Below are 17,485 nucleotides of genomic sequence, written 5' to 3'. Positions count from 1 at the left end.
GCTAGTTAAGTGACAGAATATGGCGGCGGGCCTCGAACAGCATGACCGCAGTTGCAACCGCCAGATTGAGGCTGTCGGCACGGCCGGCTTGCGGAATGCGGGCGAGTGCATCGGCCTCTTTCGCCAGGACATCCGGCAGGCCGGACTGCTCGTTGCCCATCAGGATGACGACGGGCTTCCTCTTGTAATCGATGGTGCGGTAATCGACGGCGCCGGCCAGGTGGGTGGCGACAACGGAAACCTCAGCCTTCTTCTTCCAGGCCAGGAACTCCTCCGGTGTCGCCTTGACGACGGGAACGGCAAAGACCGAGCCCATGGTGGCGCGTACGGTTTCCAGCGAAAACGGATCGGTGGTCTCGCCGACGAGGATAACGCCGGAGGCACCGGCCGCATCGGCGGTGCGAATGATCGTGCCGAGATTGCCGGGATCGCGCACGCGGTCGAGCGCGACCCAGGTTTCGCCCGTCTTCGGCTTGACGTCGCGAAGCTGTCGCCAGCGCTGCTCGAAGACGCCGACCACCATCTGCGGATTGTCGCGGCGGGTGATGGAGCCGATGACCTTTTCGCTGACCTCGAGTACCAGCCCGCCGGCCGCAACCGTCTTGGCGGCGACCTGCTCGACGAGAGGCTTGCCCTTGGCGGCCTTGGCATAGACCAGCGTGCGGATCGTCCAGCCGAGCTCGAGCGCGTCGATGACGAGCTTCAGGCCCTCGGCCAGGAAGGCGCCGCTTTCCTCGCGGGACTTCTTGACCGTCAGCGCCTTGATATCCTTGACGATCGGATTGGCAAGCGAGGTGACCTCCTTGACCTGTCCGACCTTGCGCGGGCCGTCATTGCGAAAATCCTGGTTCATTTCGGCACCCAGCGGCTAAAGAGAGAGGTGGAAAGCGCCCTGCCCGGCGTATGGCCGTCGAGACCGGCTTCGCGGATGACGAGCTCGCCGGATTCGACGGCGCCGCCGGCGCCGCGCATCGTCTCGCGCATCAACTCATGGATCGAATAGAAGCTGGCGCGGATGGAATAGGCCGTCAGCACGAGGCCGAGTGCCTTCGGCGACAGAATCTCGCGGCAGATATCGAGCATCAGCGGCAGATGCTCGAACAGATGCCAGACCTCGCCGTTCGGGCCGCGGCCAAACTTGGGTGGGTCGGTCAGGATGATGTCGTATTTGTTGCCGCGCCGCTCCTCACGCAGGATGAACTTCATCGCATCCTCGCAGATCCAGCGGATCGGCAGCTTTTCCACGCGGCCCAAAGCCTGGTTTTCGCGCGCCCAGCCGATCGCCTTCTTGGAGGCATCGACATGAGTTACTTCCGCGCCGGCTGCGGCCGCCACCAGCGACGCCACGCCGGTATAGCCAAAGAGGTTCAGAACCTTCAGCGGCCGTTTCGCCGCCTCGACCTGCTCCTTCATCCATGCCCAGTGCACGATCTGCTCCGGGAAGACGCCGACATGGCGAAAGGCGGTGAAGCGGCCAAGGAAATCGACGCCGAGCAATTGCAGCGGCCATGTCTCGCCGAGCGCCTCGCGTGGGAAACGCCAGCGGCCCATGCCGTCTTCATCCGTATCGCCGGTAAAGACGGCATCGGCATTGTCCCAAACATGGGAGGCAAGCGACGGCGGCCACAGTGCCTGCGCTTCCGGCCGGACGATGCGATAGGGACCGTATTGCTCGAGCTTCTGTCCATTGCCGCTGTCGATCAGGTGAAAATCGCCGGCACCCAGCGATTCGAGGATGACGGGCACGCGTTCGGCCGGCCGTTCGCCGCTTCGCGTCAGCAGCGGGCGCTCGGGCGCCGCAGGAGCGGACGCCGCATCACGCGGCTCGGTCGCCCGCTCGCCATGATTGCGCGAAGGTTTGGCATCGTACGAAGGCTTGGCTGGCCTTGAAGCATGCGCGGCCTTTGCCGGCGGCTTGCCGGGCATATCGCGCCGGGGTTTTGCCCCAAGACCGCCGGCGGCCTTTTGGCCGGGGCGGTTTTCCCTGTGTTTCACCATGCTTGTCTCAAAATTGATATGTGCGTGCAAATAGCATCTGGCCGCCACTTGGCAAAGCGCTTTCCGATCTGCGATGATCCATGCATAAAATGTCACATTGGGAGGATTGCGCATGGACATGACCGGCGAGGAGCGGATTGCGGCACCCAGGGACGCGGTGTGGGCGGCGCTGAACGATCCGGAGATCCTCAAGCAATGCATTCCGGGCTGTCAAAGCCTGGAGAGGATTTCCCCGACGGAACTGACCGCGACCGTGAAGCTGAAGATCGGCCCGGTTTCCGCCTCCTTCAATGGCGAGGTCACGCTTTCCAACATCAACGCGCCGGAGAGCTACACGATATCAGGTGAGGGAAAGGGCGGCATTGCCGGCTTTGCCAAGGGCGGCGCGGACGTCATCCTGAAGGAAGACGGCAACGAAACCATCCTGCAATATGAGGCGAAGGCGCAGGTCGGCGGCAAGATTGCGCAGCTTGGCTCCCGCCTGGTCGATTCCAGCGCGAAGAAGCTGGCGCAGCAGTTTTTCGCCGATTTCACCGCTGCCATCAACGGCCAGGCCGACGCCTGATTGCCGCAAGCACATCTGGCGCCCATATAGTCGATCATGACATCGAAATTCGAGACCTGGGCCGTCCGGCCTGCACGCGAACAAGACATGGGGGAGCTTGCGGAGATCTACCTCCGCGTCCGCCGCGAGACATTCAGATGGGTCGATCCCGACCGCTTCAGCCTTGAGGACTTCGCCGTTCATACGAATGGCGAACGGCTGTTCGTCTGCGAAAACGAGAATGGTCTGGTTGCGGGCTTTGCCGCCGTGTGGGAGCCGGATGACTTCATCCATATGCTCTACATCCTGCCGGCCTTCCAGGGGCGCGGCGCCGGAAAGGCCCTGCTCGCCGCCCTGCCGGACTGGCCCATGCGCCGCTACCGGCTGAAGTGCCTGGTCAAGAATACGCACGCCATGACCTTCTATCGAAAACTCGGCTTCGAGATTATCGGCGACGGCGCCTCGCCCGAGGGTGACTACAAGGAGATGCGGCTTAACGGCAGCCCGTCATTTTGACGGAAGCTGGCCGGTGATCTCTTCGGCACGCGTGCGGTGCTTGTCGGCCTCGGCCTGCCAGCGGACCGCCTCTCGAGACTGGTTGCGAGCGCGTTTGCGGTATTTTCCCTGATTGAACCAGGTCACCGCGGCGCCGACGATCATGCCGAGGATCAGAGCGACAAACAGCAGGGCGAACAGAGGCGCATTCAGCGACAGAACCTGATCGTCCGGCCGGAACGGATTGAGCGCCAGCGTCACGGACTGCCGGTTGGCAACGCAGAATATGATGAGGATGATGCCGAGCGGCAGCAATATCAGCAGATTGACGATCTTCTTGGCCATTGCGCAGCTCCTTTATCCGCAGCCATGGATGCCCGCATCCAAGCCGCCTTCAGCCGCAGAATAGAAAAGAGGCGGCTGAATTCAAGTGCCACCGCGTCGCGGCACAATCATGTCCGACGCTATCTCGCCGGAGCATTTTCGGGAAAGTTCGGCGCGATGGGGCCGATCAGTTGTCGTCTTCCTCGTCGCCTGCGCCCGGATTCAGGCGCTCGCGCAATTCCTTGCCCGTTTTGAAGAAGGGAACCCATTTTTCCTCGACGAAGACCGTATCGCCGGTGCGCGGGTTGCGACCGGAGCGCGAAGGCCGGTTCTTGACGGAAAAAGCGCCAAAGCCGCGAAGCTCAACCCGGTTTCCCGCAGCGAGTGCATCGGTGATTTCATCCAAGACGGCATTGACGATATTTTCGACGTCGCGGTGATAGAGATGCGGGTTGCGGGCGGCAACAATCTGCACCAGTTCCGACTTGATCACAGCTATCCCCTTAAATCATTGATTTATCAATTGGCTGCACCCTGCCAAACAGAAAGCAGGCCGTCAAGAAACAACTTATCGGTCATGATTTTCTGGAGAGCTTCTCCTTTTACAAAATCATCATAACCAAGACGATTTAGCAACCAGGAAGCGGCGCCCGGCCAGAAGAAGGACGAGGTTTTGTCTTCCGGCTTCCAGTCGACGATCGGCAGGTCCTTCTTGACCTTGCGCGTTTCGAGATAGGCAAGGATTTCGTCTTCGCCGCCGAGCTTATCGATCAGCTTGTTCTGCAGCGCCTGCCGGCCGGTAAAGATGCTGCCGTCGGCAAGCTTCAACACGTCTTCGCGCGGCAGCTTGCGGCGATCCGCCACCAGATCCACGAACCAGCCGTAGCTGTCCATGACCATGTTGCGGATCATGCTCCTGGCTTCCTCGCTTGCCGGATGGAAGGGCGAAGGTTCGGCCTTCAGCGGTGCCGACTTGATCTCGTCGAGGGAAACGCCGAGCTTGTCGAGCAGATCCTTGAGCTGCGGATACTGGAAGATGACGCCGATAGACCCGGTGATCGAGGTATCGCCGGCAACGATATCGTCGCCGGCCGTCGCGATCATATAGCCGGCCGAGGCGGCAACGGTGCGAATATCCGATACGACAGGCTTCTTGGCGGCGACGGCGCGGATCGCCTTGAAGATGCGCTCGCCGCCATAGGTGGTCCCGCCGGTCGACGAGATCGAAACGATCAGCGCCTTGACCTGATCATTGTCGCGGATCTTCTTCAGCCGTTCGAGGAGCTCCTGATCGTCCTGGATGAGCCCGGAAATCTTGACGCGGGCAATTTGCGGGCCGCGGGTGTCGGGAAGGTCTCCGGCGACGAAGCGATAAAGCGCGAAGCCGAGCCCCACAAGGAGCAAAACGGCAACAACCCGCCAAAAACCAAGCTTGCGACGCAATTGTCGCCGATCTGCGATTGCAGAACTGTCCATCACGCCTTATTTCTCCCTGCAACAAATCGAATGCGTTACGAAACCCGGATAATGACACCTTGAAACGGGCACAATCCTTAGAGAAAAGCGTTTCCCGTTCTCGATGTCCTTGGCCGGTGGCCGCTCTGTTGTTCATCAGATAGGACATTGCTCGACCTGATGCACGGGCCAATCGGATATTTTTCTGCCGAAATTCCTCGGCTGCGGAGAAAAATCCATATTGGCAAGCCAGTGCAATAATGCGAAACGATCCGATGGGCTTTTGGCGCAGCCTCGCATTAGCGTGAATGCGGTTCTCGGATCAAAGAAGACGGACCTGTTGCATGCTCAATACGATCGAGACCCCCGGAGAGGCAATCCGCCCGCTGTCGGAACGGAATGCGTATAAGGACGCAATCTTCCACTCTGCGCGCGTGAAGCGGCTGAGGGTAATGCTGCCGCTTGCCGCCCTCATCGTCTCGCTCATCTTCATTGCCGTCTCGTTGATCCGCGCCTATCTGCCGGCGGACATACAGATCGAGGGCGCCAAGATCGAGGACGGCAAGGTGGTCATGGAGCGTCCGGCCATCGCCGGCCGCAACAAGGACGGCATCAGTTATTCCCTGCTGGCGGAGAAAGCGCTGCAGGATCTCAAGAACCCGAACATGATCACGCTCAAGGCCATCAAGGCATCCATGCCCGTCAATACCGACGTGATCGCCCATGTGACGGCCCAGAGCGCGGATTTCGATCGCCAGGCCGACACGCTGAAACTGACGGAGCCTTTCATCGTCCAGATGGACAATGGCCTGCGTGCAGCATTCAAGACCGCGTTCCTCGATGTCAAGAAAGGCGACCTGTCCAGCCAGGATGAGGTTGCAATCAACAGAGGCGGCATGTCGGTTGTTGCGCGTTCGCTCAAGATGACGGATAAGGGGAGCGTAATCGAATTCGACGGGCAGGTTCGGATGCATATCGAACCGTCCGCTCTCCACAATTCAGCTAGCGAACAGAAGCCGGGCGGTTCATGATAAAGTATTGGCCAAATTCAATTTTCAACTCTGGCCTGCGCAAGGCGGGTCTTCTTGCTACCTTCAGCGCGCTCGCCTTCTTCGCAGCCGCAGAGGCAGGTGCGCAGTCGACGACCAGCTCCATGCCGGGCCTTGCCCTTTCCAGCGATCAGCCGATCCAGATCGAAAGCGACAAGCTGGAAATCCATGACCAGGAAAGCCAGGCCGTGTTCACCGGCAACGTCAAGGTTGTTCAGGGCACCACGACGATGCAGGCGGGCAAGATGACGGTCTTCTACAAGAAGAAGCAACCGGCGGATACCAAGCAGGCCGACAATCCTGTCGCCAAGGCAGCCAAGGAGCAGAACCAGTCGCTGGTATCGGGCGATGCCAACATCGACCATATTCTGGTCACCGACAAGGTTTATCTCGTTTCCGGCACGCAGACGGCGACGGCGGAGGACGGCTCCTTCGACATGGCCAGCCAGCTTGCGATCCTCAAGGGCAAGAAAGTGGTTCTGACGGACGGACCGAACGTTTTCACCGGCTGCCAACTCACCGTGCACATGGCGACGGGTGAAGCACAGCTGGATTCCTGCGGCGGCCGCGTTCAGATCCAGCTCGATCCGAAGTCGCAGCAAGTGCAGCAGCAACAAAAGAAAAATTGATACCGGCCCTCTCGTGACCACAACGACCACTTCCACTTTGCCCGGCGTGCCCGGGCCGTCTTCTGCGGCATCGGGCGCACCGGCCGCAGATAAGGCACGCTATAAGGGGACGCTGATTGCCCGCGGCCTCACCAAGACCTACCGGACACGCCGTGTCGTCAACGGCGTTTCGCTGGTGGTGCGGCGCGGTGAAGCCGTCGGCCTGCTCGGGCCGAACGGCGCCGGCAAGACGACGTGTTTCTATATGATCACCGGACTGGTGCCGGTCGATGAGGGCACGATCGAGATCGACGGCAACAATGTCACCTCGATGCCGATGTACCGCCGCGCGCGGCTCGGCGTCGGCTACCTGCCGCAGGAAGCATCGATCTTCCGTGGCCTGACGGTGGAAGAAAACATCCGCGCCGTGCTCGAAGTCCATGAAAAGGACAAGACCAAGCGGGAGCGCAAGATCGACGAACTGCTGGAGGAATTCCACATTCGCAATCTGCGCACCGTGCCGGCCATCGCGCTTTCGGGCGGTGAGCGCCGTCGCCTTGAAATCGCCCGCGCGCTTGCGACCGACCCGACCTTCATGCTGCTCGATGAGCCTTTCGCGGGCGTCGACCCGATCTCGGTCGCCGATATTCAGAACCTCGTGCATCACCTGACGGCACGCGGCATCGGCGTGTTGATCACCGACCACAATGTCCGCGAGACGCTCGGCCTGATAGACCGCGCCTATATCATCCATGCGGGTGAGGTGCTGACCCATGGCAGGGCGAACGACATCGTCAGCAATCCCGAAGTTCGCAAGCTTTATCTCGGTGATAATTTCAGCCTCTGATAGGCTGAAATTCGATCCTTTCATCCCACAATATTATCGAATGCCGGCGAGCGCCGGAAATTTACTTTCGTTTCACAGTTCCGCTTGACCAAATCCCATAAAAAAGCAATTTTTGGGCCAGTTGGAATTTCGCGAAGGTTTTATTAACAGAAGACGCGGAATCCCGAGGAGTTCAAGGGAGTCCTGCGTCCGCCATGGCACTATCGGCCAATCTTTTCCTGCGCCAAAGCCAGAGCCTGGTCATGACTCCGCAACTGATGCAATCCATTCAGTTGCTGCAAATGACCCATTTCGAGCTGAGTCAGTTCATTGCGCAGGAAGTCGAGAAAAATCCGCTGCTGGAATTTGCGTCAAATGACGAGGATCTAGGCAGTAGCGGCGAACGCGAAGCCAAGGATGATCATTTCGAGGCCTCGGAAGAATCGCACGGCGAAGATGGCTTCGAACGAGGTGGCGGCGACCTCGCGAGCGATTGGTACGAAAACGACAATACCGGCAACGCCAAACGGCTGAGCGACGAGCTCGATACCAATTTCAACGATGTCTTTCCGGACGACGGCGTTCCGCAGCGCGCCGACGCGCCGGAATTGCTGAGTCAGTGGAAATCCATGCCTGGCGGCGAGGCCGGCGAAAGCTACGACCTCGACGACTTCGTCGCCGGCCAGGTGTCGTTGCGCGATCATCTCAACGAACAAATCCCCTTCTCGCTGCCTTCCATGGGCGACCGGCTGATCGCCCAGCATCTCGTCGACCAGCTCGACGATTGTGGCTATCTGCGCGGCGAGCTCGGTGAGACGGCCGAACGCCTCGGTGCGACGCTTGCCGACGTCGAGCGCGTGCTGGATGCCTTGCAGCAGCTCGATCCGCCCGGCGTCTTTGCCCGCTCCCTCAGCGAATGCCTGGCAATCCAGCTCCGGCAGAAGGATCGCTTCGATCCCGCCATGGAGCGGCTGATCGAAAATCTCGAGCTGCTTGCCCGGCGCGATTTCGCCACGCTGAAGCGCCTCTGCGGCGTCGACGAGGAAGACCTGCTCGACATGATGGCGGAAATCCGCCAGCTGAACCCCAAGCCCGGCAGCGGCTTCGAGGCCGACATATCCGAGGCGATCATGCCGGATATCGTCGTGCGCCCCTCAGCGGACGGGAGCTGGCTGGTAGAGCTCAATCCCGATGCGCTGCCGCGGGTATTGGTGAGCCAGTCCTATTTCGCCTCCGTCTCCAAGACCAGTCAAGACCATGCCTTCCTGTCGGAATGCCTGCAGAATGCCAACTGGCTGACCCGCAGCCTGGACCAGCGCGCCAAGACGATCATGAAGGTGGCGAGCGAGATCGTCCGGCAGCAGGATGCATTCCTCGTACACGGCGTCGACCATCTGCGGCCGCTCAATCTGAAAACCGTGGCGGACGCCATCAAGATGCACGAGTCCACGGTCAGCCGCGTGACTTCGAACAAATATATGCTGACGCCGCGCGGGCTGTTCGAGCTCAAATACTTCTTCACGGTTTCGATCAGCGCCGTGGAAGGCGGCGACAGCCACTCCGCCGAGGCCGTGCGCCACAAGATCCGCCTGCTGATCAGCAGCGAAAGCCCGGATGCGGTGCTGTCCGACGATGATATTGTCGATACGCTGAAGAAGGGCGGGATAGAGCTCGCTCGCCGCACGGTTGCAAAATACCGGGAAGCCATGAACATCCCCTCCTCCGTTCAAAGGCGCCGGGAAAAGCGGGCGCTGGCCAAAGTTTCCGGTTTCTGACGGTCGGCCACCCTCAACCATAGGATGTCAAACTCCTAACGGTCCGTTAAGATGCAGTTGACTTTCGCAAGCGGCAGGGCTAGAAGCCCGCCGCAATCGCTGCAGGACAGCACGACCATGAAACTTATCCCCACCATCCAAAAGGCGGTCGATATACGCAATTTGCCTTTGACTGCGTGAAGTGCTTGGATGAGCTTGAGGCTTGGCGTAAACTGATACGCGCAATAACCACTACAAGAAGGGAAACTCCATGAGTGTGCGTGTCTCCGGTAAACATATGGAAATTGGTGATTCCTTCCGCCAACGGATTGAAGACCAGATCGGTATGGCCGTGACGAAATACTTCGACGGGGGGTATTCGGGTCAGGTAACTGTGCAGAAGTCCAGCTCGCGCTTTGCGGCCGATTGCAAGCTTCATCTCGACAGCGGCGTGGTGCTGCATGCCGCAGGGGAAGCCATGGACCCGCAACTCGCTTTCGACGCCGCGTCCGAGCGCATCGAAAAACGCCTGCGCCGCTACAAGCGCAAACTCAAGGACCATCAGGCCGGCAATCATGTGAACGGGCAGGCGGAAGTTGCCTATACCGTCATGGACGGCGTTCCGGACGACGATGAGGAGGTTCCTTCCGATTTCGCACCGGCGATCGTCGCAGAAAGCACGAAGCAATTGAAGACCATGTCGGTGGCGACTGCCGTGATGGCGCTCGACATGACCGACGAACCGCTGCTGCTCTTCCGCAGCCCCGGCAACGAACACTTGAACATCGTCTACCGCCGTCAGGACGGCAACATTGGCTGGATCGACGCGGCCAATATCAAAGGCTGAGAATAGAAGATAAGCGGCGGCTGCGCATCATGGCAGCTGGCCGCCGCTTGCCCGTCATCGGTTCTCGGCGACACGAAGGATAAAGAGAATGGCATTGGCAGATTTGCTACAGCAAGATGCGATCATCCCCGCCTTGAAGGCAAATTCCAAAAAACAACTGCTTCAGGAGTTGGCCGCCAAAGCCTCCAAGCTCACCGGATTGCCCGAGCGCGAAATCTTCGACGTCGTGCTGCAGCGCGAGCGCCTCGGCTCGACCGGCGTCGGCAACGGGATCGCCATTCCCCACGGCAAGCTTGCCAGCATCAAGTCCATCGCCGGCATTTTCGCGCGCCTTGAAGCGCCTGTCGATTTCGAGGCGCTGGACGATCAGCCCGTCGATCTCGTCTTCCTGCTGCTCGCGCCCGAAGGTGCCGGCGCGGACCACCTGAAGGCGCTCTCGCGCATCGCCCGCGTTCTGCGGGACCAGGATCTCGTCGCGAAACTCCGCGCCACCGACTCCGCCTCCGCCATCTACGCCTTCCTCAACGAGGAGCAGGCATCCAACGCCGCGTGACGACCTGCGTCGCATCTGACCAAGGCAAAAATAAGAGCCGGATGACCTCAGATCATCCGGCTCTGTCTTTTTCGCTATCGCTCTGAAAGATCAGGCGTCTTTTTCATCCAGCGGGCTGTTGGCGCCCTGCTCGGCATTTTCCACGATTTTCGGCCCACCCTTGGCGACCCCGACCATGGCCGGGCGCAGAACGCGGTCGCCGATGACGAAGCCGGCCTGCACCACTTGGACGACCGTGTTGTTCGGCACTTCAGGGTTCGGCACTTCGAACATGGCCTGGTGGAAATTGGGGTCGAACTTCTGTCCGATCGGTTCGAGCTGACGCACGCCGTGGCGCTCGAGGGCCGATAGCATCGAACGCTCGGTCATCTCGACGCCTTCGATCAGCGTCTTCAGGCCGGCGTCGCCGCCAGCGCGGGCTTCAGCCGGAATGGCGTCCAGCGTGCGGCGCAGATTATCGGCCACCGAGAGCATGTCGCGGGCAAAGCTTGCCACGGAATAGGACTTCGCATCCTTCACGTCGCGCTCGGTGCGGCGACGGAGGTTGTCCATCTCGGCAGCAAGGCGCAGGTAGCGATCGCGCAGTTCGCCGTTCTCGGCCTTCAGCAGCTCAACCGGATCTGGCTGAGACGGCTCGGCCGCATCAACGGTTTCCGCTGCATCCTGCGCGAAATCCGCTGACGTGTCGGCCGCCGTGGCGTCAGGTCCGGTTTTTGTTGTTTCGTCGGTCATGACGGTCTCCGAATTGCTTGGTCTTTGGATGTGCCCGATATCGAGGTTTGCCCGGAAAAAATCAAGGCTTTGTCGAGAAGAACAGCCAATTCGCGGCTTTGCGGGCGGCGGCAATATGCCTCCCCGCTCTTGAATGCCGTTCGAGACATCGACTGTTCAGCCCTCCTCCCCGGTGGTATGCTGAGATGCAGCACAGCGAGGGGTGAGATCAATGTCTAATGGCAAATCCCTTTCAGGCAAGTGTTTCTGTGGGGCAGTCGAAATTACTGTCGATGGCGAGCCAGTGGCGATGGGCTACTGTCATTGCGACTCTTGCCGCGAATGGTCGGCAGGCCCGGTCAATGCCTTTTCGCTCTGGCCGCCGCAAGCGGTTCACATCACCAGAGGTGCTGACAAGATCGGCAGCTACCAGAAAACCGAGACGAGCGTGCGCAAGTGGTGCACGGTCTGCGGCGGCCATCTCTTGACCGAGCATCCGACATGGGGCGTGACCGATGTCTACGCCGCCATCCTGCCCGGCCTCGATTTCCAGCCGGCGCTGCACGTCAACTATGAAACGACAGTGCTGCACATGGGCGACGGGCTTCCGAAGCAGAAGGACCTTCCGGCCGAGATGGGCGGATCTGGGATGCTGCTTGCCGATTGACCGTCACCGTCGGATCCGTCTCGTCAAATCCCCGGCCGGGTCAGCCGCGAAATCAGCTGCGCCGTATAATCGACCATGGGCACGATGCGGGCATAGTTCAGCCGCGTCGGGCCGATGACGCCGACCGCGCCGACGATACGATCATCGTCGTCACGATAGGGAGCGACGATCAGCGAGGAACCGGACAACGAGAAAAGCTTGTTTTCCGAACCGATGAAGATGCGCACCCCCGGGCCGCTTTCGGCAAGATTGAGAATCTCGATGAGGCTGTCCTTCTTTTCGAGATCGTCGAAAAGAAGGCGCAGGCGATCCAGATCCTCCGCGCCGCCGATTTCGGCCAGCAGATTGGAGTGGCCGCGCACGATGAGCTGCGTCGGCTTGCCTTCGTCATCGCCGCCGGACCAGACGGCAATGCCGCGCTCGACCAGCTGATGAGACAAGCTGTCCAGTTCCTGGCGCACGCTTTCCTTAAGACTTTGCAACTGCCGCCGCAGCTCCGGCAGCGTCTGGCCGGTCATATGGGCGTTAAGGAAGTTGGCGGCTTCCGTCAGCTGCGACGACGTCGTGCCTGCCGGCAGTTCGATGATGCGGTTTTCGACTTGATCGTGATCGCCGACGAGCACGGCAAGCGCCTTGGTCGGCTCCAGGCGAATGAATTCCACGTGCTTGAGCACCGGGTCGCTCTTGGAGGTGATGACGAGACCGGCGCCGCGCGAAATGCCCGAGAGCACCCGGCTCGCCTCCGACATCATCGATTCCATCGGCTGATCGCGATTGCTGCCGCGCACCTGCCGGTCGATATTGGCCCGATCCTCGGCGGAGAGATCACCGACCTGCATGAACGCATCGACGAAGAAGCGTAGGCCCACCTGCGTCGGCAATCGCCCGGCACTCACATGCGGCGAATAGATGAGTCCCAGCTCTTCCAGATCGCTCATGACATTGCGCACCGAGGCCGGCGAGAGCGACATCGGCAGCAGGCGCGAGAGATTGCGCGAACCCAGCGGCTCGCCATTTTCCAGATAGCCTTCGACGATACGGCGGAATATTTCCTTGGAGCGTTCGTCCAGTGCAGCAATGACATCCGAGACCGACGATGTCGTGAATACCATTTCGCTGTCAGATCCATTCCGTTGAGCCTTAGGCAAAATATAATCATTCGGTTAGCAATGGCAAAAGGGAAAATGCCGCTGGAGGCGCGGACAGGTCTCACAGCCTGCTTTTCCTTTGCAAAAGCAGGCTGTGGGTCGTAGAAGCGGTCAACGAACTTTCAGGAGAGTGGAATGCGGCCTTCAGGCAGAAAAACCGACCAGATGCGCAAGGTGTCGTTCGAGCGCAATTTTTCCAAGCATGCGGAAGGCTCCTGCCTGGTGAAATTCGGCGATACGCATGTGCTCTGCACGGCAAGCCTGGAGGACAAAACGCCGCCATGGCTGCGCAACAGCGGCAAGGGCTGGGTCACGGCCGAATACGGCATGCTGCCGCGGGCCACCGGCGAGCGCATGAAGCGCGAAGCCGCCGCGGGCAAGCAGGGCGGCCGCACGCAGGAAATCCAGCGCCTCATCGGCCGGTCGCTGCGCGCCGTCGTCGACCTCAAGGAACTCGGCGAACGCCAGATCACCGTCGACTGCGACGTCATCCAGGCGGATGGCGGCACGCGCACGGCCTCGATCACCGGCGGCTGGATCGCGCTTTATGACTGCCTGAAGTGGATGGAAAGCCGCAACATGGTCAAGGTGGAACGCGTGCTGAAGGACCACATCGCAGCCATCTCCTGCGGTATCTTTGCCGATCAGCCTGTCATCGATCTCGACTATCTTGAGGATTCCTCGGCCGAGACCGACGCCAATTTCGTCATGACGGGCAAGGGCGGCATCGTCGAGATCCAGGGAACGGCTGAGGGCGCCCCCTTCAGCGAAGAGGAATTCGCCACGCTGATGCACCTTGCCAAGAACGGCATCGCCGAACTGGTGGAGCTGCAGAAGCAGGCCATCGCCTGAGGATATCAACGAATGCGGAGCGTGCAGCCTGCCCCTCATCCGGCCCCCGAGTTCATCGATGGGTGGCCACTTTCTCCCCGCCGAGACGGGGAGAAGGGGCTAGATGCACCCTTTGTTATCCCTCTTCACCACGCTGGAATCGGACGACGATCGAGCCTGAGGTCGTCCCCTCTCCCCGCATGGGGGAGAGGGCTAGGGTGAGGGGCTGATCCGTTGAGCGATGCGACACTCACAGGCGTTCTTGAAACTGCGCTCTATGCGGACGATCTCGATGCAGTCGAAGCCTTTTATGGCGGCATACTCGGGCTGGAGAAGATATCGCGAGGCGGCAATCGCCATGTCTTTTATCGCTGTGGGCCAGGTGTGCTCCTGATCTTCAACAGCGGAGAAACGCTCAAGCCGCACGAACCGGGCGCCCTGCCCGTGCCGCCGCATGGGACCAAGGGCCATGGCCATGTCTGCTTCCGTGTCGATAGCAACGATATCGAGGCCATGGCCGAGAGGCTGAAGGCTGCCGGTGTCGATATCGAAGCCGATTTTCACTGGCCGAACGGCGGCCGATCGATCTATTTCCGCGATCCGGCCGGCAACAGCCTGGAATGCGCCGAACCCCGCATCTGGGGGCTATGACAGGACAGCACATGCGCAAGCTCGATACCAAGACCATCGTCGTCGCCAGCCACAATGCCGGCAAGATCCAGGAAATCCGCGATCTCATCGGTCCGCTCGGCTTTACCGCCAAGTCCGCCGCCGATCTCAACTTCATCGAACCGGACGAGACGGGCACGACCTTCGAGGAGAATGCGACGATCAAGGCGCTCGCCTCCGCCAATGCCTCCGGCCTGCCGGCACTCTCGGACGACTCCGGTCTGGTCATCGATGCGCTTGGCGGCGATCCCGGCGTCTATACGGCCAATTGGGCGGAGAGGCCTGACGGTACGCGCGACTTCGCCATGGCCATGCAGAAGGTCGAGACCGCCCTGGAGAAAGCCGGCGCCACCTCGCCGGAAAGCCGCACGGCGCGCTTCGTCAGCGTCCTTTGCCTTGCCTGGCCGGATGGGCATACCGAACTTTTCCGCGGCGAAGTGGAAGGCACCGTCGTCTGGCCGCCGCGCGGCACCCAGGGCTTCGGCTACGACCCGGTCTTCCAGCCCAAGGGCTACGAGACCACATTCGGCGAAATGAGCGCCGAGCAGAAGCATGGCTGGAAGCCCGGCGACGAGCAGGCGCTGTCGCACCGCGCCCGCGCCTTCAAGATCTTTGTCGAAACCTGCCTGGAGGCGTAAGCTAATCCCGTGGAAATCGTGGACACACAGGATCTGATGCACGGCGCGCAATTGCTGCCCGATACCGGCGAACCCGGTTTCGGCGTGTATGTGCATTGGCCCTTTTGCGCGGCCAAATGTCCCTACTGCGATTTCAACAGCCATGTGCGCCACCAGCCTGTCGATCAAGAACGCTTTGCCGCCGCCTTTCTGAAGGAAATGGCGACGATGCGGATGATCAGCGGCCCGAAGACCGTCACCAGTGTCTTCCTCGGCGGCGGCACGCCGTCGCTGATGAAACCGGAAACAGTCGGTGCGGTGCTCGATGGTATCGCCAAAACCTGGCATGTGCCTGATGGTATCGAGATCACCATGGAAGCCAATCCGTCCAGCGTCGAAGCGGAGCGCTTTCGCGGCTATCGCGCCGCCGGCGTCAATCGCGTGTCGATGGGCGTGCAGGCGCTGAACGACCGCGACCTGAAATTCCTTGGACGTCTGCACAATGTCGAAGATGCGCTGAAGGCGATCAGGCTGGCGCGCGAGATCTTCCCGCGCATGTCCTTCGACCTCATCTATGCCCGCCCCAACCAGACCGTCGAGGAATGGGAGCGCGAGCTGAAGGAGGCAATCTCCTATGCGGTCGATCACCTCTCGCTCTATCAACTGACGATCGAGGAGGGCACGCCCTTCTATGGCCTGCACAAGGCCGGAAAGCTGATCGTGCCCGATGGCGATCAATCGGCGCTGCTTTATGAAGCGACGCAGGAGATTACCGAACGCGAGGGCATGCCGGCCTACGAGGTTTCCAATCACGCGCAGCCCGGCGCCGAGAGCCGGCACAACCTCACCTATTGGCGCTATGGCGACTATGCCGGGATCGGCCCCGGCGCGCATGGCCGCCTGACCCGAGGGCCGCAGAAGCTGGCGACGGCCACCGAGCGCAAGCCGGAGAGCTGGCTCGATATGGTCGAGCGCGATGGCCACGGCATGATCGACCAGGAAATGCTTGGGTTCGACGAACAGGCCGACGAATTGCTGCTGATGGGCCTGCGGCTTCGCGAAGGCGTCGATCTCGCCCGCTGGCAGCAGCTTTCCGGCCGCGATCCCGATCCGCAGCGCGAAGCCTTTTTACTGGAACACGGTTTCATAGAGCGGATCGGCAATTCCCGCCTGCGCTGTACGCCGGCGGGAATGCTGGTTCTCGATTCGGTCGTCGCCGATCTCGCTTGTTGACACCTCCCCCTTGAGGGGGGAGGTCGCCGCACAGCGGCGGGTGGGGGTGACCCGCGTATGTGCGATGATGACTCGGTTGTTGCCGAGATCACCCCACCCCGGCACTTACGTGCCGACCCTCCCCCTCAAGGGGAGGGTAAGCAAACGCCCATCGATTGCGGCAAGACCGACGGCGATGAGGGCCATGCCGATGAAATGCTTCGGCTGCAGGCTCTCGCCGAGAACGAGGGCTCCGAGCAGGATCGCGCTGACGGGAATCAGGAAGGTCACCAGCATCAGGTTGGTGGCGCCGGCCGTCGCAAGGATGCGAAAGAACAGCATATAGGCGATGGCGGTCGACAGGATGGCTAGGCCGGCAAGAGCAAGCCAGGTCTCCGACGACGGCATTGTGAGCGTCCAGGGACGGTCGACGAAGAGCGCGATCGGCAACAGCAGGATGGCCGACCCTGTCACCTGACCGGCGGCCGGAATGATCGGCGCCAGCCCCATGCGGCGGAAACGACGCCCGAATATGCCGGCCAGGGAATAGCTGAAGGCGGCACCCAGCACGGCGAGCTGCGCCAGTACGTTGGAACCGAGGCTCGCCAGCACCGACGGGCCGATCATCAGCGCCACACCGGCAAAGCCGACGATGACCCCGATCAGCCGATTGCCAGTCATCTTCTCATCCTCCGTCAGGAAATGGGCGACGACGACGGCAAAGAGCGGCGTGGTGGCATTGAGGATGGATGCGAGACCACTGGCGATATGCGTCTGCCCCCACACGATCAGCAGGAAGGGAATGACATTATTGAGGAAGCCCATGCCTAAGAAGGCAAGCCAGGTCTTGCCGTCTTTCGGCATGGAATGTCCGGTGGCGCGCACGATGACATGCAGAGCAATGGCGGCGAGCGCGACACGCGCGGTAACGATGGTGAAGGGCGGCAGTTCGCGCACCAGAATGCCGTTGAACAGGAAGGAGCCGCCCCAAAGGACGGACAGCCCCATCAACATGCTCCATTCGACTGCGCCCATGGATTTCTGAGACATCTGATTATCTCCAGCATCTGCCGATTGAGTTTTGCTTATCGATGGCCGGATCTCGATATGATTGCCAACCTTTCGAATTGCTGGAATAATCCCGCTATTCTTGGACTCTGACAAACGAGTCTTTTTC

General features: G+C 60.7%; 21 protein-coding genes. 13 read left to right on the top strand and 8 right to left on the bottom strand.

Annotated features, from left to right (window positions below; translation table 11 throughout):
• Position 1: 1 nt before the first annotated feature.
• Together FHT84_RS11745 and FHT84_RS11740 are read right to left on the bottom strand one after the other, a co-directional pair.
• Positions 2 to 853: an RNA methyltransferase gene (locus FHT84_RS11745; protein WP_183762456.1), complete on the bottom strand. Its 852-nt coding sequence runs from the start codon at positions 851 to 853 to the stop codon at positions 2 to 4.
• Positions 850 to 1,926 (bottom strand): class I SAM-dependent methyltransferase, encoded by a 1,077-nt coding sequence (locus FHT84_RS11740; RefSeq protein WP_246698531.1) that lies wholly within the window; start codon positions 1,924 to 1,926, stop codon positions 850 to 852. Before FHT84_RS11740 ends, FHT84_RS11745 begins: the two co-directional genes overlap by 4 nt.
• A 184-nt stretch (positions 1,927 to 2,110) precedes the next feature.
• Here FHT84_RS11740 and FHT84_RS11735 point away from each other — a divergent pair, with 184 nt between their 5' ends.
• A complete protein-coding gene (locus tag FHT84_RS11735) occupies positions 2,111 to 2,563 on the top strand; it encodes a carbon monoxide dehydrogenase subunit G (RefSeq protein WP_112343643.1) in 453 nt (150 codons plus the stop codon).
• 36 nt (positions 2,564 to 2,599) lie between these two features.
• The gene (locus FHT84_RS11730) at positions 2,600 to 3,058 is read left to right on the top strand and encodes an N-acetyltransferase (RefSeq protein WP_112343642.1); all 459 of its coding nucleotides are present in this window, start codon (positions 2,600 to 2,602) and stop codon (positions 3,056 to 3,058) included.
• Here FHT84_RS11730 and FHT84_RS11725 read toward each other — a convergent pair.
• The 3 genes from FHT84_RS11725 to sppA form a co-directional block, all read right to left on the bottom strand.
• Positions 3,050 to 3,382, bottom strand: coding sequence for a lipopolysaccharide assembly protein LapA domain-containing protein (locus FHT84_RS11725; RefSeq protein WP_183762450.1), 333 nt, complete (start codon positions 3,380 to 3,382; stop codon positions 3,050 to 3,052). The two genes, FHT84_RS11730 and FHT84_RS11725, sit on opposite strands and share 9 nt — an antisense overlap.
• 166 nt (positions 3,383 to 3,548) lie before the next feature.
• The gene (locus FHT84_RS11720; protein ID WP_004120746.1) at positions 3,549 to 3,854 is read right to left on the bottom strand and encodes an integration host factor subunit beta; all 306 of its coding nucleotides are present in this window, start codon (positions 3,852 to 3,854) and stop codon (positions 3,549 to 3,551) included.
• Positions 3,855 to 3,880: 26 nt separating this feature from the next.
• The gene (gene sppA / locus FHT84_RS11715; RefSeq protein WP_112343640.1) at positions 3,881 to 4,837 is read right to left on the bottom strand and encodes a signal peptide peptidase SppA; all 957 of its coding nucleotides are present in this window, start codon (positions 4,835 to 4,837) and stop codon (positions 3,881 to 3,883) included.
• Between the two features lie 323 nt (positions 4,838 to 5,160).
• Between sppA and lptC the strand changes: the two genes are divergently transcribed.
• The 6 genes from lptC to ptsN all read left to right on the top strand — a co-directional run bounded on the left by lptC (position 5,161) and on the right by ptsN (position 10,453).
• The gene (lptC, locus tag FHT84_RS11710) at positions 5,161 to 5,847 is read left to right on the top strand and encodes an LPS export ABC transporter periplasmic protein LptC (protein ID WP_183762447.1); all 687 of its coding nucleotides are present in this window, start codon (positions 5,161 to 5,163) and stop codon (positions 5,845 to 5,847) included.
• A complete protein-coding gene (locus tag FHT84_RS11705; RefSeq protein ID WP_183762444.1) occupies positions 5,844 to 6,494 on the top strand; it encodes an LptA/OstA family protein in 651 nt (216 codons plus the stop codon). Before lptC ends, FHT84_RS11705 begins: the two co-directional genes overlap by 4 nt.
• 46 nt (positions 6,495 to 6,540) lie before the next feature.
• Complete coding sequence (lptB, locus tag FHT84_RS11700) at positions 6,541 to 7,320, top strand: LPS export ABC transporter ATP-binding protein (RefSeq protein WP_112343841.1); 780 nt, start codon at positions 6,541 to 6,543, stop codon at positions 7,318 to 7,320.
• Between the two features lie 194 nt (positions 7,321 to 7,514).
• Entirely contained in the window at positions 7,515 to 9,074 is a 1,560-nt protein-coding gene (gene rpoN, locus FHT84_RS11695; protein WP_112343637.1) for an RNA polymerase factor sigma-54, read from the top strand.
• Between the two features lie 250 nt (positions 9,075 to 9,324).
• On the top strand, positions 9,325 to 9,900 hold the full coding sequence (gene raiA, locus FHT84_RS11690; RefSeq protein WP_106996445.1) for a ribosome-associated translation inhibitor RaiA: 576 nt from the start codon (positions 9,325 to 9,327) through the stop codon (positions 9,898 to 9,900).
• A gap of 88 nt (positions 9,901 to 9,988) precedes the next feature.
• On the top strand, positions 9,989 to 10,453 hold the full coding sequence (ptsN, locus tag FHT84_RS11685) for a PTS IIA-like nitrogen regulatory protein PtsN (RefSeq protein WP_015338601.1): 465 nt from the start codon (positions 9,989 to 9,991) through the stop codon (positions 10,451 to 10,453).
• A 90-nt stretch (positions 10,454 to 10,543) separates the two neighbouring features.
• Here ptsN and grpE read toward each other — a convergent pair whose 3' ends face one another.
• Entirely contained in the window at positions 10,544 to 11,185 is a 642-nt protein-coding gene (gene grpE / locus FHT84_RS11680; protein ID WP_112343636.1) for a nucleotide exchange factor GrpE, read from the bottom strand.
• Positions 11,186 to 11,396: 211 nt separating this feature from the next.
• Between grpE and FHT84_RS11675 the strand changes: the two genes are divergently transcribed.
• The gene (locus FHT84_RS11675; RefSeq protein ID WP_183762441.1) at positions 11,397 to 11,831 is read left to right on the top strand and encodes a GFA family protein; all 435 of its coding nucleotides are present in this window, start codon (positions 11,397 to 11,399) and stop codon (positions 11,829 to 11,831) included.
• Between the two features lie 23 nt (positions 11,832 to 11,854).
• On the opposite strand, the gene hrcA is transcribed toward FHT84_RS11675, so the two are convergent.
• Positions 11,855 to 12,943, bottom strand: coding sequence for a heat-inducible transcriptional repressor HrcA (hrcA, locus tag FHT84_RS11670; protein ID WP_112343634.1), 1,089 nt, complete (start codon positions 12,941 to 12,943; stop codon positions 11,855 to 11,857).
• Between the two features lie 171 nt (positions 12,944 to 13,114).
• Between hrcA and rph the strand changes: the two genes are divergently transcribed.
• The 4 genes from rph to hemW all read left to right on the top strand — a co-directional run bounded on the left by rph (position 13,115) and on the right by hemW (position 16,329).
• Positions 13,115 to 13,831, top strand: coding sequence for a ribonuclease PH (rph, locus tag FHT84_RS11665; RefSeq protein ID WP_015338597.1), 717 nt, complete (start codon positions 13,115 to 13,117; stop codon positions 13,829 to 13,831).
• 213 nt (positions 13,832 to 14,044) lie between these two features.
• Positions 14,045 to 14,461: a VOC family protein gene (locus FHT84_RS11660; RefSeq protein WP_183762438.1), complete on the top strand. Its 417-nt coding sequence runs from the start codon at positions 14,045 to 14,047 to the stop codon at positions 14,459 to 14,461.
• Between the two features lie 11 nt (positions 14,462 to 14,472).
• On the top strand, positions 14,473 to 15,117 hold the full coding sequence (gene rdgB, locus FHT84_RS11655) for an RdgB/HAM1 family non-canonical purine NTP pyrophosphatase (protein ID WP_183762435.1): 645 nt from the start codon (positions 14,473 to 14,475) through the stop codon (positions 15,115 to 15,117).
• A 36-nt stretch (positions 15,118 to 15,153) separates the two neighbouring features.
• On the top strand, positions 15,154 to 16,329 hold the full coding sequence (hemW, locus tag FHT84_RS11650) for a radical SAM family heme chaperone HemW (protein WP_183762746.1): 1,176 nt from the start codon (positions 15,154 to 15,156) through the stop codon (positions 16,327 to 16,329).
• Between the two features lie 105 nt (positions 16,330 to 16,434).
• Here the strand turns inward: hemW and FHT84_RS11645 are convergent, their stop codons facing one another.
• Positions 16,435 to 17,358, bottom strand: a complete 924-nt coding sequence (locus tag FHT84_RS11645) for a DMT family transporter (protein ID WP_183762432.1) — start codon at positions 17,356 to 17,358, stop codon at positions 16,435 to 16,437.
• Between the last annotated feature and the right edge of the window lie 127 nt (positions 17,359 to 17,485).

Origin of the sequence: Rhizobium sp. BK289, from assembly GCF_014193575.1 — a bacterium.
GTDB lineage: Bacteria > Pseudomonadota > Alphaproteobacteria > Rhizobiales > Rhizobiaceae > Rhizobium > Rhizobium tropici_C.
This window is presented reverse-complemented; position numbering and strand designations above follow the sequence as displayed.